General features: G+C 34.6%; 14 protein-coding genes. All 14 read left to right on the forward strand.

Features of this window, described 5'->3' with window-relative positions; genetic code table 11:
• Window positions 1-12 precede the first annotated feature (12 nt).
• Entirely contained in the window at window positions 13-384 is a 372-nt protein-coding gene (locus H1A07_RS03730; RefSeq protein WP_057718421.1) for a ribosome-binding factor A, read from the forward strand.
• Window positions 385-425: 41 nt separating this feature from the next.
• Window positions 426-1,319 carry a tRNA pseudouridine(55) synthase TruB gene (gene truB, locus H1A07_RS03735; protein ID WP_094523440.1) on the forward strand — a complete coding sequence of 298 codons (894 nt, stop codon included), beginning with the start codon at window positions 426-428 and terminating at the stop codon, window positions 1,317-1,319.
• 12 nt (window positions 1,320-1,331) lie between these two features.
• Window positions 1,332-2,270: a riboflavin biosynthesis protein RibF gene (gene ribF, locus H1A07_RS03740; RefSeq protein ID WP_210145381.1), complete on the forward strand. Its 939-nt coding sequence runs from the start codon at window positions 1,332-1,334 to the stop codon at window positions 2,268-2,270.
• 258 nt (window positions 2,271-2,528) lie between these two features.
• Window positions 2,529-4,040: a ribosomal protection-like ABC-F family protein gene (gene abc-f / locus H1A07_RS03745; protein ID WP_210145382.1), complete on the forward strand. Its 1,512-nt coding sequence runs from the start codon at window positions 2,529-2,531 to the stop codon at window positions 4,038-4,040.
• Between the two features lie 101 nt (window positions 4,041-4,141).
• Window positions 4,142-4,282 carry a hypothetical protein gene (locus tag H1A07_RS10130; protein WP_179223417.1) on the forward strand — a complete coding sequence of 47 codons (141 nt, stop codon included), beginning with the start codon at window positions 4,142-4,144 and terminating at the stop codon, window positions 4,280-4,282.
• Window positions 4,283-4,424: 142 nt separating this feature from the next.
• Window positions 4,425-5,483 (forward strand): heat-inducible transcriptional repressor HrcA, encoded by a 1,059-nt coding sequence (gene hrcA / locus H1A07_RS03755; RefSeq protein ID WP_210145383.1) that lies wholly within the window; start codon window positions 4,425-4,427, stop codon window positions 5,481-5,483.
• An 11-nt stretch (window positions 5,484-5,494) separates the two neighbouring features.
• Window positions 5,495-6,073: a nucleotide exchange factor GrpE gene (grpE, locus tag H1A07_RS03760; RefSeq protein ID WP_210145384.1), complete on the forward strand. Its 579-nt coding sequence runs from the start codon at window positions 5,495-5,497 to the stop codon at window positions 6,071-6,073.
• A gap of 17 nt (window positions 6,074-6,090) precedes the next feature.
• Window positions 6,091-7,962 (forward strand): molecular chaperone DnaK, encoded by a 1,872-nt coding sequence (gene dnaK, locus H1A07_RS03765; protein WP_210145385.1) that lies wholly within the window; start codon window positions 6,091-6,093, stop codon window positions 7,960-7,962.
• A gap of 79 nt (window positions 7,963-8,041) precedes the next feature.
• A complete protein-coding gene (gene dnaJ, locus H1A07_RS03770; RefSeq protein ID WP_210145386.1) occupies window positions 8,042-9,208 on the forward strand; it encodes a molecular chaperone DnaJ in 1,167 nt (388 codons plus the stop codon).
• Window positions 9,209-9,347: 139 nt separating this feature from the next.
• Entirely contained in the window at window positions 9,348-11,186 is a 1,839-nt protein-coding gene (gene lepA, locus H1A07_RS03775; RefSeq protein WP_210145387.1) for a translation elongation factor 4, read from the forward strand.
• A 147-nt stretch (window positions 11,187-11,333) separates the two neighbouring features.
• The gene (locus tag H1A07_RS03780; protein WP_094503198.1) at window positions 11,334-12,023 is read left to right on the forward strand and encodes a class A sortase; all 690 of its coding nucleotides are present in this window, start codon (window positions 11,334-11,336) and stop codon (window positions 12,021-12,023) included.
• Between the two features lie 98 nt (window positions 12,024-12,121).
• Complete coding sequence (recJ, locus tag H1A07_RS03785; protein WP_210145388.1) at window positions 12,122-14,392, forward strand: single-stranded-DNA-specific exonuclease RecJ; 2,271 nt, start codon at window positions 12,122-12,124, stop codon at window positions 14,390-14,392.
• A gap of 134 nt (window positions 14,393-14,526) precedes the next feature.
• Window positions 14,527-15,054 carry an adenine phosphoribosyltransferase gene (locus H1A07_RS03790; RefSeq protein ID WP_210145389.1) on the forward strand — a complete coding sequence of 176 codons (528 nt, stop codon included), beginning with the start codon at window positions 14,527-14,529 and terminating at the stop codon, window positions 15,052-15,054.
• Between the two features lie 120 nt (window positions 15,055-15,174).
• On the forward strand, window positions 15,175-16,683 hold the full coding sequence (gene yjeM / locus H1A07_RS03795; protein ID WP_210145390.1) for a glutamate/gamma-aminobutyrate family transporter YjeM: 1,509 nt from the start codon (window positions 15,175-15,177) through the stop codon (window positions 16,681-16,683).
• Window positions 16,684-16,689: the final 6 nt, after the last annotated feature.

The raw sequence follows: 16,689 nt of genomic DNA on the forward strand, positions 1-16,689 counted from the left end.
AGGAGCTTAATCATGAAACATAGAATTGGTCGTGTAGAAGGCGAAATTTTACGTGAGTTAACTAAGATTTTACGTAAGGATATTCGTGATCCACGTTTGAGTGATGTTACTATTACAGCTGTAGAATGTACAAATGATTTGTCATATGCAACTATTTATTACAGCTTGTTGACAGATGATTCAGCAAAGGAAAAGGAGGTAGCTGAAGGACTTGATAAAGCAAAAGGAATGATGCGTCACTTGCTTGGTCAAACTCTAACAGTTTATAAAGTTCCTGAACTGATTTTTAAACGTGATACTTCTGTTGCTTATGGTTCTAAAATTGACAGTTTAATCAACCAAGTTAAAAAGCAAGATCAAGAACGTGAAAATAAGAATAAATAAAAAGGACGCCGTAAGGCGTCTTTTATTTTGGAGATAATGATATGTTAAATGGAATTGTAGTTGTAAATAAACCACGTGGAGTAACAAGTAGTGATTGTGTTTATAAGTTGAGAAAAATTTTACATATTAGAAAAATTGGTCACGCTGGTACTCTTGACCCGGAAGTAAATGGTGTATTGCCTATTGCCGTTGGACAGGCGACAAAATTAATTGAATTAATGCATGAAAAGCCGAAGTCATATATTGGTAGCGGAATGTTTGGCCGAGCAACTGATAGTTATGATTTGGATGGGAAAACAACTGCAGAAGAGGAAATAGTTACACCTTTTACTAGTAATGAAATTATTGTTGGTATGAAAGAATTAACAGGAAAACTTGAGCAGGTACCACCAATTTATTCAGCAGTAAGAGTTAATGGAAAGAGACTCTATGAATATGCAAGAGAACATATTCCAGTTGAACGACCGAAAAGAAAAGTAAATGTTTATAGTTATGAATTAACTCAAGATCCAGAATATGATCCTTTAGAAAAAACAGAAAGTTTTAACTTTGCAATTCGTTGTTCTAAAGGTACTTATGTGAGATCTTTAGTTAATGATTTGGGAGAAAAGCTGGGTGTGCCAGCCGTAATGACTAGCCTTACCCGAACTAGTAGCTCTGGTTTTGATATTAGCCAGGCTGTAGATTTAGAAACAATTGAGGCAGAAATAGATACTCCAGAAAAGTGGTTACAACCGATTGATAGCTTTTTTGTCGACTTACCTAAAATAAAACTTTCTCCAGATCAATTTAAACGTGTTTCAAATGGAGCCGGTATTGATTTAAATACTAATTATGCCAAGGTCGCGTTGGTTTATAATGGATGTATAAAAGCTATTTATCAACGGAAAGGGAAAATTTATCGTCCTGAGATGATGCTTTTAAAAAATGAATAGCGAGAGTAGAACATGAAAATAATAACCTTGGATTATCCTATTACAGCACCTATTACGAATGAAAAGGTAGTTTTAACTTTAGGTTTTTTTGATGGGGTGCATATTGGACATCAGAAATTAATTAAAGATGCTAAATTAATAGCAGAAAAGAAAAATTTACCATTAATGGTAATGACTTTTGATAAACATCCTAAAGAAATATATAAAAATGATCATAAGTTTGTCTATTTAGAAACTGAGCGAGAAAAAGAGCATAAAATGGAGAAGTTGGGAGTGGATTATTTAGTCATTATTAAATTTACTAAAGAATTTAGCCAGCTTTCACCTCAAGATTTTGTTGATCAGGTGGTAATGAAACTCAAGGCTGATACAGTAGTAGTGGGTTTTGATTATACTTATGGCCCCAAAGATATTGCTAATGTAGAAAATTTTCCTAAGTTTGCTAAAGATAGATTTAAAATTGTAGTGGAGCCAAAACAAGCAATAGATAAGATAAAAGTTGGGTCAACTTTTATTAGAAAGGTTATTCAACGTGGAAACGTGGAATTAGCAGCCGCTTTGTTAGGACAGCCATATGAAACTTCCGGAATTATTGTGCATGGATTTAGAAGAGGTCATAAAATCGGTTTTCCAACTGCAAATCTTGAAATTGAAGGGTCAAAGGTTCTACCAGCTGAAGGGGTATATGCAACGCGAGCTAAAATAAATGGAAAGTGGCATGATGCGATGACTAGCGTTGGTTATAATGAAACCTTTAAAACGAATCATGGATTAACTATTGAGACTAATATTTTTGATTTTGATGAGGAAGCATATGGTAAGCAATTAACTTTAGCTTGGTATAAGTTTATGCGCAAGAATGAAAAATTTTCTGGGATAGAGGATTTATCTCGTCAATTAGATCAGGATAAGCAAAATATTAAGCAATATTTTTATGAATTAGAAAAATAAAATATGAGCTATCTATTTATTTAAAATGTGGTAAAATAGTTTTATCAATTGAAATCTAATACTTGAAAGAAGAGTACGCCATTGCGTTTTTAATCTTGCAAAATAGCATAGTTGAATTTTAATAATTAATTTTTCTTTTATAGGAACAACTGTGCACTTTTGACAAGATTTAACGTAGATGGGAATCTTCTTTTTATTTATCTTAGGAGAAAGTCTACACTTGTCAGAAGTGTAGGCTTTTTTCGTGAGGTGATTAATATGAGTAATATTAATATTTCAAATCTTTCTTTTAGATATCCAGATAACTCAGATAATATATTTAATAATTTAAATTTAGATTTAGATAGTAGTTGGAAATTAGGTTTAGTAGGAAGAAACGGGAGGGGAAAGACAACCTTCTTGAATCTTTTACGAGGTAATTTAAGGGGAATAGGAAAGATACAAGCTAAACTTGAATTTAACTATTTTCCGCTTACTGTTAAGAATCAGGAACAATTAACTTTATATGCGCTGCAAGAACATGTTTCATTTGAACAGTGGGAACTTGAACGCGAATTAAATTTAATGAAAGTTGATCCTGAACTTATTTGGCAGCCTTTTAATTCTTTAAGTGGTGGAGAACAGACTAAGATTTTGTTGGCACTATCCTTCATTAATAAAAATGGTTTTCCTTTAATCGATGAGCCAACTAATCATTTAGATGAAGATTCCAGAATACAGGTTATAGCTTATTTACAACAACATTCTAATGGCTACATTGTGGTGAGCCACGATCGTGCTTTCTTAAATCAAGTAACAAATCATATCTTAGCCATTGAAAATACCGAAATTCATTTGTATCAGGGCAATTTTGCCAGTTATGAAGATACAAAGACAAAGCGAGATAAGTTTAATCAAGATAAGAATGAAAAACTTCAAGGTCAAATTAGAAGTTTGAACGAAAGTAGAAAGCGAGTAAAAGGATATTCTCTTCAATCAGAAAACAATAAAAAAGCAAGCGCTCATAAAAATGAAATCCATGCAGATATTAATAAAGGATTCTTTGGACATAAAGCGGCTAAAATAATGAAAAGATCGAAGAATCTTGAAAGAAGAATGGATAAAAGCATTCAAGATAAAAAAGGCTTAATGACAAATATTGAGTCTATTCCTGAATTAGAAATGAACTTTCATCCCAACTATCATGGAACTCTATTAGAGGCGCAGCATTTAGATCTTACAGTTGAGAATAAGAAACTGTTTGAAGATTTAAATGTAACGATTAAAAATCATGGGATCATAGCGCTAGAAGGAAAAAATGGATCTGGAAAGTCTACATTTTTGAAAAATATTTTAAAACCAGACAAAAATATGATTTCTCAAGGAAAGCTTGGTATTGTTAATGGCTTGAAAATATCATATTTACCACAAAATTTTATTGAATATTCTGGTAGTTTATTTCAGTTTGCAGAAAAAGAAAAAATATCTTATGAAAATCTATTAAATATTCTTAGAAAAATGGGTTTTCCGAGAGAAAGCTTTGCCACAAAAATTGAAGAAATGAGTATGGGACAGCAAAAAAGGGTGGCGATTGCCAAATCATTGGTAGAAGAAGCAGATATATATTTATGGGATGAGCCAGCTAATTATTTAGACGTATTTAATCAGGATCAGTTAATTAACATGTTAAGAAAAGAACAACCGGCAATGCTCTTAATTGAACATGATAAATATTTTATTAGTCAGATTACAGATAAACGAATAAAATTAGGGGGTGGAGAAGCTAAATAATTAAAGGGGGGTAGAGAAAAAGTTGGTATTTGATTATAAAAAAGAATATAAAGATTTATATTTTCTAAAAAAAGAAACCTGAATTAATAACTGTTCCTGAAATGAACTATCTCGCAGTTTCAGGAAGTGGTGATCCAATTGATATAAAAAATCCACGCTATCATCATGAAATATATTTAAGTGATCCGCGAGGAACTAGAGTGGAGAGATTAAAGACTGTAATTAAACTACCAATTAAATAAACTTACGCAAGTACTCAGTACTTGCTTTTTTTTGTGAAAAATTAAATTGATTTAGCACTCTGCTTGCACAATTGCTAATATATGGTATTATATAAATTGTTAGCACAAAGGAAAGAAGAGTGCTAATGATGGGGGCGAGAAAATGTTGACTGAACGGCAAGAACTTATTTTGAAGACTATTATTATGGACTTTACTCAGACGCATGAGCCGGTAGGTTCTAAGACCGTGACGAATCAACTGCCTGTCAAGGTCTCAAGTGCAACTATTCGAAACGAGATGGCTGCCTTAGAAGAGCAAGGTTTAATTGAAAAAACTCACTCTTCTAGTGGAAGGATTCCATCTAGTGCTGGTTATAGATATTATTTGGATCATTTAATTAATCCAGTAAAGATACCAGCATCTGTTTATAATCAGATTGTTTATCAATTAGACCAACCTTTTCAGCAAGTTAATGAAATCGTGCAAGAAGCTGCAAAGATATTGTCCGATTTAACTAACTATACTGCTTTTGCGGCAGGTCCTGAAACTCATTCTGTTAAAGTTACTAGTTTTAGGATTGTTCCTCTTTCTAGTCATCAAGTGATGGCTATCTTAGTTACTGATGATGGTAATGTTAAGAATCAAATCTATACTTTACCTCATCATACTAGTGGAGAAGAGATTGAAAAAGCGGTAAGATTGATCAATGACCACCTAGTTGGTAAGCCTCTTAGTTCAATTAATGAAGTGCTGCTTAAAAGAATTGCAGATCATTTGGTAGCTGGCGGATCGGCACCTGAAATTTTAGATTTGCTCCAAGATGTTATTAAGGACGCTGCGAGTGAACAAATGTATGTTGATGGTCAAATTAATCTTTTAAGTAATTACGAAAACGATGATTTAACGAAAGTTAAGTCATTATATAAGTTAATTGATCAAAACGATGCTATTTCAAGTTTGATTGGCTTTAATCCAGAAGATGAAATTAAAGATGGTACTAATTCGAAAGTTCAAGTTAAGTTGGGCTCAGAATTACCATCAGATTTGTTAGAAGATTATAGCTTGCTTACTGCACAATATAGTGTTGGTAAATATGGTAAAGGAACAATTGCACTGCTAGGGCCAACTAACATGCCATACTCGCAGATGATCGGACTACTCGAGTATTTTAGAAATGAACTAGCAAAGAAATTGTTGGATTATTATGGTAGATTTAAGTAAGGAGGTTAGCTGTGAGTAAAGAAGAGTTTCCACATGAAAAGGATTTAAAAGACGAGGTGACCCCAGATAAGGCACCAAAAAAAGATCCCAAATCAGCTCCGAAAGAGGAAGTTAAGGAAAATCCAGCAAAAAATTATGAAAAGGAAATTGCTGAACTAACTGCTAAAAATAAGGATCTTGAAGATAAATACTTACGTAGCGAAGCGGAGATTCAAAATATGCAAGCCCGTTATGCAAAAGAACGTGCTCAATTAATTAAGTATGAATCTCAAAGCTTAGCTAAAGAAGTTTTGCCTGCAATGGATAATTTAGAGCGTGCATTAGCTGTTGAAGCTGATGATGAAGCTGCTAAACAACTTCAAAAAGGTGTTCAGATGACTCTTGATTCATTAGTTAAATCAATGAAAGATCAAGGAATTACTGAAATTAAAGCTGAAGGCGAACCTTTCGATCCATCCCTTCATCAAGCTGTACAAACTGTCGCAGCGGAAAATGATGATCAAAAGGATCACGTAATTAAAGTTTTACAAAAAGGATATCAATATAAAGATAGAACATTAAGACCAGCAATTGTTGTAGTGGCTCAATAAGAAAGGAAGTTATATTTATGTCAAAAGTTATTGGTATTGACTTAGGTACGACTAACTCAGCAGTTGCCGTGCTTGAAGGAAAAGAACCTAAGATTATTACTAACCCAGAAGGTAACCGTACTACTCCTTCTGTAGTTGCATTTAAGAATGGTGAAATTCAAGTTGGTGAAGTTGCAAAGCGTCAAGCTATAACTAATCCTAACACTATTGTTTCAATTAAGAGTCATATGGGTGAAGAAGGCTACAAGGTTAAAGTTGGCGATAAGCAATATACACCACAAGAAATTTCAGCTTTCATTTTGCAATACATCAAGAAGTTTTCTGAAGACTACTTAGGTGAAAAGGTAACTGATGCAGTTATTACTGTTCCTGCTTACTTTAATGATGCGCAACGCCAAGCCACTAAAGATGCTGGTAAAATTGCTGGCTTAAATGTTCAAAGAATTATCAATGAACCAACTGCTTCAGCTTTAGCATATGGTCTTGATAAAGATGAAAATGATGAAAAAGTTTTAGTATACGACCTTGGTGGTGGTACTTTCGATGTTTCTATCTTGCAATTAGGTGATGGAGTTTTCCAAGTATTATCAACTAATGGTGATACTCACCTTGGTGGTGATGACTTTGATAAAAGAATTATGGATTGGTTAATCCAAAACTTTAAGGAAGAAAATGGTGTTGACTTATCTAACGATAAGATGGCTTTACAACGTTTGAAGGATGCTGCTGAGAAAGCTAAGAAAGACTTATCTGGCGTTTCATCAACTCATATTTCACTTCCATTTATTTCTGCAGGGGAAGCTGGTCCTCTTCACCTTGAAGCAGATTTGACTCGTGCCAAGTTTGATGAATTAACTGATGACTTAGTTCAAAAGACTAAGATTGCTTTTGATAATGCATTAAGCGATGCTGGTTTAACTGTTAACGATATTGATAAAGTTATTTTAAACGGTGGTTCAACTCGTATTCCTGCAGTTCAAAAGGCAGTTAAAGAATGGGCTGGTAAAGAACCTGACCACTCAATTAACCCTGATGAAGCTGTTGCTCTTGGTGCCGCAATTCAAGGCGGTGTTATTTCCGGTGATGTTAAGGATATCGTTTTACTTGATGTTACTCCATTATCACTTGGTATCGAAACTATGGGTGGTGTATTTACTAAGTTAATTGATAGAAATACCACTATTCCTACTTCAAAGAGTCAAATCTTCTCAACTGCAGCTGATAATCAACCAGCCGTAGATGTTCACGTATTACAAGGTGAACGTCCAATGGCAGCTGACGATAAAACCTTAGGACGCTTTGAATTGACTGATATTCCACCAGCACCACGTGGTGTTCCACAGATTCAAGTTACTTTCGATATCGATAAGAATGGTATCGTAAATGTATCTGCTAAAGATATGGGTACTGGTAAGGAACAAAAGATTACCATTAAGAGTTCCTCTGGTTTGTCCGATGAAGAAATCAAGAAGATGCAAAAAGATGCTGAAGAGCATGCAGAAGAAGACAAGAAGCGTAAGGAAGAAGTCGATTTACGTAACGAAGTAGATCAATTAATCTTCACTACTGAAAAGACTTTGAAGGAAACTAAAGGCAAAGTTCCAGAAACTGAAACTAAGAACGTTCAAGATGCTTTAGATGCTTTGAAGAAGGCACAAAAGGATAACAACTTGGATGAAATGAAGGAAAAGAAAGAAGCTTTGTCAAAGGCTGCTCAAGATTTAGCTGTCAAGCTTTACCAACAAAATGGTGGTGCTCAAGGCGCAGCTGGTCAAGCAGGCCCACAAGGTACGCAAGGCGGTCAACCAAACAATGATAATGGCTCTGACAACGGTCAAGGTGGTTCAACTGTTGATGGAGACTTTCACAAGGTAGACCCTGATAAGTAAAAAGATTTATAATTGAATCAAACAAGAAAAGAACTGCGTGATTGTAGTTCTTTTCTTTTATGAATAAAGGAGTTTTCAGATGGCACAACGTGATTATTATGATGTGCTGGGTATTGATAAAAATGCTAGTGAAAGTGACATTAATAAAGCTTACCGTAAACTAGCAAAGAAGTATCACCCAGACTTGAACCATGAACCTGGCGCTGAAGAGAAATATAAAGAAGTCAATGAAGCATATGAGGTTCTGCATGATAAGCAAAAAAGAGCTCAATATGATCAATTTGGTCAAGCCGGTGTAAATGGTCAGGGCGGCTTTGGCGGCCAAGGCTTCGGCGGTTTTGGTAACCAAGGAGGATATTCTTCTCAAGGCTTTAGTGATTTTGGTGATATTTTTGGTGATATCTTTGGCTCAGCATTTGGTGGAGGTAGAAGTCGAGTAGATCCAACTGCTCCTCAAAAAGGTCAAGATTTAGATTATACTATGACTATTGACTTTATGGATGCAATTAAAGGCAAGAAAACTGACATCACTTATACAAGGAGTGAAGTATGTCCAACTTGTGATGGCTCTGGTGCTGAAAAGGGCACACATCCAATTACTTGTGATAAATGTCATGGAACTGGTGTAATGACTGTAACTCGTCAGACTCCGCTTGGTGTTATTCAACAACAAACTACCTGTGACAAGTGTGGCGGACGTGGTACTATCATTAAACATCCGTGCCAAACTTGCCATGGACAAGGTACTATTGATAAGAAGCAAACTCTTGAAGTTAAGGTGCCAGCTGGTATTGATAATGGTCAACAAATTCGCTTGAGCGGTCAAGGTGAAGCCGGTAAAAATGGTGGTCCTTACGGGGACTTATATATTGTCTTTAGAGTTAAACCAAGTAAAGAATTTAGAAGAAATGGCACAACTATTTATAGTGAAGCACCGATTTCTTTTGCTCAAGCAGCTTTAGGAGATAAAATTCGCGTAAATACTGTTCACGGACCAGTTGATTTGACTATTCCAGCCGGTACTCAACCTAACACTACCTTCAAATTACGCGGTCAAGGTGTTCCTAAGATTAATGGTACTGGTAACGGAGACCAAGAAGTAACGGTGAAGGTTGTCATTCCAAAGAAGATTAATGATAAGCAAAAAGAAGCTTTAGTTGATTATGTTAAAGCTGGTGGCGGTAATATTTCTCCTCAAGAAAAGAACTTTTTTGAACGTTTAAAAGACAAATTAAACGGAGAATAAATAAAGAACGTATATCTCTAAAAGACTGAGATATACGTTCTATTTTTATATTAGACAATCATTTATCAAAATATTGCATTAAGAATTTTATCTAGTACCCAGCCTTTGATATAATTAATAAAGCGAAAAAGGTGAGAACATGGATATAAAGAAATTACAAGATTATCAAAAACATATTCGAAATTTTTCAATCGTTGCTCATATTGATCATGGTAAATCAACGATTGCAGATCGTATTTTAGAGTTAACAGATACTGTTTCTGAACGTCAAATGAAAAATCAATTGCTTGACGATATGCCGCTAGAACGTCAACGTGGTATTACTATTAAGTTGAACTCTGTTGAAGTAAAATATCATGCTGAAGATGGAGAAACTTATATTTTTCACTTAATTGATACACCAGGACACGTGGACTTTTCTTATGAAGTATCAAGATCACTGGCTGCTTGTGAAGGAGCTTTATTAGTAGTAGATGCTACTCAGGGTGTTCAAGCACAAACTTTAGCTAATACTTATTTAGCAATTGATGATGACCTAGAAATTTTACCAGTCATTAACAAGATCGATTTACCATCAGCGGATCCTGACATGTGTAAAAATGAAATTGAAGAAATGATTGGGCTTGATGCGTCAGATGCAGTTGAAGTTTCTGGTAAAACTGGACAAGGTATTCCAGAATTGCTTGAAGAAATTGTCCAAAAAGTTCCTGCTCCAAGTGGTGACTTAAATGCTCCGTTGAAAGCTTTGATTTTTGATTCGAAGTATGACGATTATCGCGGAGTAGTTTTATCAGTTCGAATTGAAGAAGGTACTGTTAAACCTGGAGATAAAATTCGAATTATGAATACTGGTAAAGAATTTGAAGTAACAGAAGTTGGTGTTTCCAGTCCTCATCCTGTTAAAAAAGATATGCTTATTGCCGGGGATGTTGGATATTTAACTGCAAATATTAAATCAGTTCGTGAAACTCGTGTCGGTGATACGATTACAAGTGCTGAAAATCCTACTGAAAAACCACTTCCTGGTTATCGTCAAATTCCACCGATGGTTTATTCTGGTATGTATCCAGTTGATAATCAAAAATATGATGATTTAAAAGAAGCTTTACAAAAACTACAATTAAATGATGCAGCTTTAGAATTTGAGCCTGAAACTTCTCAAGCACTTGGTTTTGGATTTCGTTGCGGCTTTTTAGGATTACTTCATATGGATGTTGTTCAAGAACGTCTTGAGCAAGAGTTTGGCATGGATTTGATTATGACTGCGCCAAGTGTAGATTATCATGCGATTATGAATGATGTCTCAACTAAATTAATCGATAACCCAGCAGATTTACCGGATGCTGGTGAATATAAAGAAGTTCAAGAACCTTATGTTAAGGCAGAAGTTATGGTACCAAATGATTTTGTTGGTCCAGTTATGGAGCTATGTCAACGAAAACGTGGCGAATTTGTAACAATGGACTATCTTGACAAGTATCGAGTAAATGTTATTTACAATATGCCACTGGCTGAAATTATTTATGACTTTTTTGATGAGTTGAAGTCTTCAACTAAAGGATATGCTTCTCTTGATTATGAAATAACTGGTTATCGTGCAACGGACTTAGTTAAGATTGATATGTTACTTAATAAAGAGCCAATCGATGCTCTTAGTTTTATTGCACACCGTGAAGAAGCGCAAAACCGTGCTCGTCAAATGACTACAATGCTTAAGAAATTAATTCCACGTCAAAACTTTGAAGTTGATATTCAAGGTGCAATTGGTGCTAAAATCATTTCTCGTGCGACAATTAAGCCATATCGTAAGGACGTTACTTGGAAGATCCATACTGGGGATCCTGATAGACGTGCTAAGTTGCTTGAGAAGCAGCGTCGTGGTAAGAAGAGAATGAAGGCAGTTGGAAAAGTGGAAGTACCTCAAGATGCATTCATGGCTGTTTTAAAAATGAATGATGATGATATCAAAGGTAAATAATAATTGCTAACTTTATAGGTGTATCAAGAATACTTGGTATGCCTTTTTCCGTTTCTTTTAGAAATTTACGTATATTTAGATCAGTATTATTTTTTGTAAATTGTGTTAGAATTTATAACAGCATTAATAAATTAAGGATAAAAACAAATGACAAAACATACAAAAAATACTACTAAAAAAACATGGATAATTCGAATTGTTGCAATTATTCTGCTAATTGTTGGATTAGGGATGATTTTTAATAGTCAAATTCGGGATATAATGGTTAGGCAGAATCAAACAACTGCTCTAAAAAAGTTGAATAAAGAAACTGTTAAGAAAAATCAGAAGAAAGAGGGAATGTTTGATTTTTCTAAAGTAGAAGAAATTGATTTTGGACAGGTAACAAAATCTCGGGTGAAAAATACTGCTGATGCAATTGGTGCAATTGCTGTTCCAAGTGTGAATATGTATTTACCAATTATGAAAGGTCTAAGTAATGATGCCATGTCAACTGGAGGAGGCACTATGCGTCCTGACCAGGTAATGGGAAAGGGAAACTATCCTTTAGCAGGTCACTATATGACTGCTAAGGGTGTTCTGTTTTCACCACTTGAAAATACTAAAATAGGTGAAAAGGTATATTTAACAAATCTTGATAAAATTTATGTTTATCGCATATATATGAAAAAAATTGTTGATCCAACAGCGGTATGGTTAGTAGATAACACGAAACAAAATATTGTTACTTTAATTACCTGTGCTGATGGTGGAGTTAATCGTTGGGCAATCAGAGGAAAGTTAATTACTGAGAAGCCCGCGACTGATAAAAATTTACAAGTCTTTAAACTTAAATAAGAGGGTTTACTTCTGGGATGAGGGAAGTAAATCCTTTTTAATTTTTGCTATAATAGAAAATTAGATGTTTATAAATGATTTAGGTGAACTAGAAAATAATGAAATGGCAACAAAGACAAGCAACTAATTTAGATCAACAATTGATAGAAGATTATGGCTTAACAGATATCCAGGCAAAGCTTTTTGCACTTAGAGGTATCAATACTACAGAAAAGTTGGATTTCTGGTTAAATGCAACTGAAGAAGATCTAGCAGATCCATTTTTAATGCATGATATGGAAAAAACTATTAATCGAATTAATCAGGCAATTGATAATGGTGAGAAAATCACTATTTATGGCGATTATGATGCTGACGGAATTACTGCGACGAGTATTATGATGGATACTTTGGAAATTTTAGGAGCTGATGTTCATTTTTTCATTCCAGATCGCTTTAAAGATGGCTATGGACCAAGTATGGATCGTTATCAAGATATTGTAAACGATGGTACAAAGCTTATTATTACAGTCGATAATGGTGTAACGGGTGTTGAAGAGATTAAATATGCTCAAGAACATGGTGTAGATGTAATTTTAACTGACCACCATACTTTCCAAGATGAAAAGCCAGCTGCTTTTAGTACTGTTCATTGTAATTATCCGGGTCAAAAATATCCTTTTGATGATTATTGCGGGGCAGGAGTTGCATATACAATTTGCCGAGCTTTAATGCAAGATACGATGCCAGAACTACTTGATTTAGCGATGATTGGGACTATCGGTGATATGGTCAAAGTGACAGGAGAAGGTCATATCATTGTTAAACGTGGTTTAGATATTTTAAACCAAACAGAAAGACCGGGTCTACGAGCTCTAATTAAGCAAGCTGGCTTAACAATGGGGCAAATTAATGCAACTGACGTTGGTTTTAATATTGCTCCACGATTAAATGCCGTAGGTCGTCTTGCGGATGCTAGTTTGGCTGTTGAGTTACTTTTAAGTGATGATGAAGAGCAAGCAGAAGAAATAGCTGCTAAAATTGAAGAATTAAACAACGAGCGAAAAGAACTTACAACTGAAGTTTATGAGAATTGTTTAGCTCAAGTAAAGGATAATGGTTGGCAACATCGAGATACTCTAGTTTTATATAATCCAAACTTTCATGAAGGAGTGTTAGGGTTAGTAGCAAATAAAATTGTAGAGAAATTACATAAGCCAACTCTTGTTCTTACAAAAGATGAAGAAGGAGAGTTAAAGGGATCAGGTCGCTCAAGTGAGGGCTTTAATTTATTTGATGCTTTAGAGCCAATGAAAGAAGATTTATTAGATAAATTTGGTGGTCATGATTTTGCCTGCGGATTATCTTTGAGATCAGATAAGTTAGAGGAATTACGAGAACGTTTTGAAAAAAGTTTTAAGCCAACTACTAGTCTTGAAGTTAAAGATTTTGATTTTGAATTAAATTTAAGAGAGGTCTCACCAGAAACTCTAAACGAAATTGATTTGGTTGGTCCGTTTGGTACTGGTAATCCAGAGCCTATTTTCAGCATTACTGAGCCTCATATTAAGAGTTTGTTTAAAATGGGGAAGGAAAAAAATCATATTAAATTCACTGCTGAAAAGAATAAAGGAAAACTAACAGTAGTTGGTTTTAATAAAGGATTTTTAAATCAGAATTTACTTCCGTTTGTTAAGGAACTTTATGTAACTTTATCAATTAATACTTGGAAGAATGTATCTACAGTTCAAGGAATGCTTGCTGGGATTGAATATGGCGCACCTAAATTAGCAGTTTTTGATCAAGTAATTGATATGCGTAAAGAGGATTATGTGATGGGATTTGCCGATAAGTATCTAATTTTTGATAAAGATACTGTTTCTTGGGCTAGAAACGGATTAGGAATTCCAGAAGAAAAGATAAGTTTAGCTAAAGACTATCATGGTAGTTCTGAAGTAGTGGCGTTATTAGATACACCACGTAATCAAATTGAATTAAATAAAGCTTTAGAAAATAACTATCAGCAACTATATTTGCGTTTTTTATTTGATAAATTACCTATTAATGATTTGCCAAGTAGGGATGCTTTCGGAAAAACTTTAAAATATGTTTATGCCCATCCTGATTTGACTATTGATGATTATCGGACTGTATCGCCATATTTAGGGTTAGATTATCAGACAGTTCTGTTTATCTTAAGAGTTTTCTTTGAATTAAAATTTGTATCATTTACTGATGGAAAAATCATTGGAAATAAAAATCCTGAAAGTAAAAAATTATCCGCCTCTAGATATTTTAATAGTATTGCATCCCAGATAAAATTCACTAATCAATTAAAAAATATACCGACTGATCAATTAATTAATTATGTCATGCAATATTTGAAGTGATCATTACTAGTTATAAATTGTTAAAAAGTTCGTCTTAAGCCTGATTTTGAAGGGAAAATTTGGTAAAATATACAAGTCAAAGACCGCTGAGTCTAATTTTTCAATGAGAGTCTAAAATGGAGGTTTCTCTTTAAATGGCAATTGATTTTAAAGAACATATTGCAAGTGTACAGGATTTTCCAAATAAGGGGATTGTTTTTCGTGATATTACCCCAATCTTGCAAGATGGCAAGTTATATCGCGCTGCTACCCATGAATTGGCTGAATATGCTAAGAGTCGTGGAGCAGAAGTGATTGTTGGACCAGAAGCACGTGGATTTATTGTTGGCTGTCCTGTTGCAACAGAGTTGGGAGTTGGTTTCATACCAGCTCGTAAACCTCATAAGTTGCCACGCGAAGTAGAAAGTGCTTCTTATGATTTAGAATATGGTTCTAATGTCTTAGAAATGCATAAAGATGCAATTAAGCCAGGTCAAAAAGTAGTAATTTGCGATGACTTAATGGCTACTGCAGGTACTCTTCACGCAACTAAAGAATTAATTGAAAACTTGGGTGGAGACGTAGTTGGAGCAGCATTTTATATTGAATTGACAGATTTAAAGGGAAGAGAACAATTCCCAGATCTAGACATCTATAGTCTTGTTAAGTACCACAGTGCTTAATCATAAAAAAGACCCAATAGGGTCTTTTTATTTTGCTCAATTTTAATCTATTTTGTATTAATTTGATAAAAAGCGCATAATAATAATGTTTGTATGAAAGAGGGAGTGTTTTAGTTTTTTATGAAAAAAGACAAATCCGTCAAGATTGGGCTAAAAAGTCTTGTTTTGATGATCTTTTCAGCCATTTTTGGTTTTAGCAATTCATTAACTGCTTATTACCAAATGGGTTACGCTAGTATCGTATGGTATATAATTACTGCGGTTTTATTCTTTTTACCATCTGCTTTGATTTTTGCGGAATATGGAGCAGCTTTTAAAGGTGTTAAAGGTGGTATTTTTTCTTGGCTTAAAGGCTCAGTTAGTGAAAAAATGGCATTTATTGGTACTTTTATTTGGCTAGCAGCTTGGGTAGTGTGGTTGGTATCATCCACCCAATTTTTCTTAGTGTCAGTATCAACTGCAATTTCAGGGCATGATACTACTCAAAGTTGGCATTTTTTAAATCTATCGTCGACGCAGCTCCTAGGAGTTTTAGAAGTTATCTTTTTAGTAGTAGTAACTTTCTTCGCTGCTAAAGGTGTTGATAAGATTGCAGCCGTAAGTAATGTTGGTGGTTTTTTTACTTTAGCTATTACTATTGGCTTTACTTTGGTATCAATTTTGGTATTCTTTTTGAATCATGGACACTTAGCAGAACCGTTAACTGCTCAGTCATTAGTTCATTCGCCTAATCCGGCTTTTCAATCACCAATTGCTGTGGTTTCATTTATTGTTTATGCTTTATTTGCTTATGGTGGTTTGGAAACATCTGCGGGAGTCATCGATTCAGTTGATAAGCCTGAAAAGACTTTTCCTAAGGCCTTAATTACTGCAATGATTTGGATGACTGCTTTATATGTTTTGAACATTTTAATGTGTGGTGTCGCTGCAAATTGGAGTAGTGAATTAAGCGGAAAAAATGTTGACTTGGCTAATGTTGAATATGTTCTGATCAATAACTTAGGAGTTGAAACTGGGAAAGCCTTCGGCCTTTCTCATTCGGCTTCTTTGACTCTGGGAGCAGCATTTTCACGTTTTGCTGGATTAGCTGATGTATTAGCTGGAATTTCAGCAGCATTCTTGATGGTTTATTCACCAGTTAAATCATTTATTGAAGGTTGTGATCCAAAGCTTTTACCTAAGAGTTTAGTTAAATTAAATAAGCATGGAATGCCAGAGCGTTCAATGTGGGTTCAAGCTGCGATCGTTAGTGTCATTATCTTGTTTATTTCATTTGGTGGTAATGCAGCTGGTCAATTCTACACCATTTTAATGGATATGATGAATGTTTCATCATCTGCGCCATATTTATTCTTAATAGGTGCATATCCTTTCTTTAAGATGAAGAAGGGTATTGATCGTCCATTTGTATTTATTGAAGGTAAAAAACGTGTTTGGGCAGTAACAATCGTTGTTTGGCTAGTAGTAGCAATCGGAATTGTCTTTACTTGTATTGAACCATTATTTACGGGTGATTATGCAACATCCTTCTGGACAGCAATCGGTCCTGTAGCATTTGGAATTATTGCTTGGGTATATTATTCTTATCAAGAAAGAAAAAGTGTTGCTGTAGTTGATGAAGAAGAGTAAGTAAGA

It is taken from the genome of Lactobacillus taiwanensis, assembly GCF_017894345.1.
GTDB classification, from domain to species: Bacteria; Bacillota; Bacilli; order Lactobacillales; family Lactobacillaceae; genus Lactobacillus; species Lactobacillus taiwanensis.

What these genes read in the sequence shown, in the direction of transcription:
- truB (WP_094523440.1), top strand. Translation starts at nt 426, where the DNA reads ATGTTAAATGGAATTGTAGTTGTAAATAAACCACGTGGAGTAACAAGT.
- H1A07_RS03790 (WP_210145389.1), top strand. Translation starts at nt 14,527, where the DNA reads ATGGCAATTGATTTTAAAGAACATATTGCAAGTGTACAGGATTTTCCA.
- dnaK (WP_210145385.1), top strand. Translation starts at nt 6,091, where the DNA reads ATGTCAAAAGTTATTGGTATTGACTTAGGTACGACTAACTCAGCAGTT.
- abc-f (WP_210145382.1), top strand. Translation starts at nt 2,529, where the DNA reads ATGAGTAATATTAATATTTCAAATCTTTCTTTTAGATATCCAGATAAC.
- H1A07_RS10130 (WP_179223417.1), top strand. Translation starts at nt 4,142, where the DNA reads ATGAACTATCTCGCAGTTTCAGGAAGTGGTGATCCAATTGATATAAAA.
- dnaJ (WP_210145386.1), top strand. Translation starts at nt 8,042, where the DNA reads ATGGCACAACGTGATTATTATGATGTGCTGGGTATTGATAAAAATGCT.
- lepA (WP_210145387.1), top strand. Translation starts at nt 9,348, where the DNA reads ATGGATATAAAGAAATTACAAGATTATCAAAAACATATTCGAAATTTT.
- H1A07_RS03780 (WP_094503198.1), top strand. Translation starts at nt 11,334, where the DNA reads ATGACAAAACATACAAAAAATACTACTAAAAAAACATGGATAATTCGA.
- recJ (WP_210145388.1), top strand. Translation starts at nt 12,122, where the DNA reads ATGAAATGGCAACAAAGACAAGCAACTAATTTAGATCAACAATTGATA.
- ribF (WP_210145381.1), top strand. Translation starts at nt 1,332, where the DNA reads ATGAAAATAATAACCTTGGATTATCCTATTACAGCACCTATTACGAAT.
- hrcA (WP_210145383.1), top strand. Translation starts at nt 4,425, where the DNA reads ATGTTGACTGAACGGCAAGAACTTATTTTGAAGACTATTATTATGGAC.
- yjeM (WP_210145390.1), top strand. Translation starts at nt 15,175, where the DNA reads ATGAAAAAAGACAAATCCGTCAAGATTGGGCTAAAAAGTCTTGTTTTG.
- H1A07_RS03730 (WP_057718421.1), top strand. Translation starts at nt 13, where the DNA reads ATGAAACATAGAATTGGTCGTGTAGAAGGCGAAATTTTACGTGAGTTA.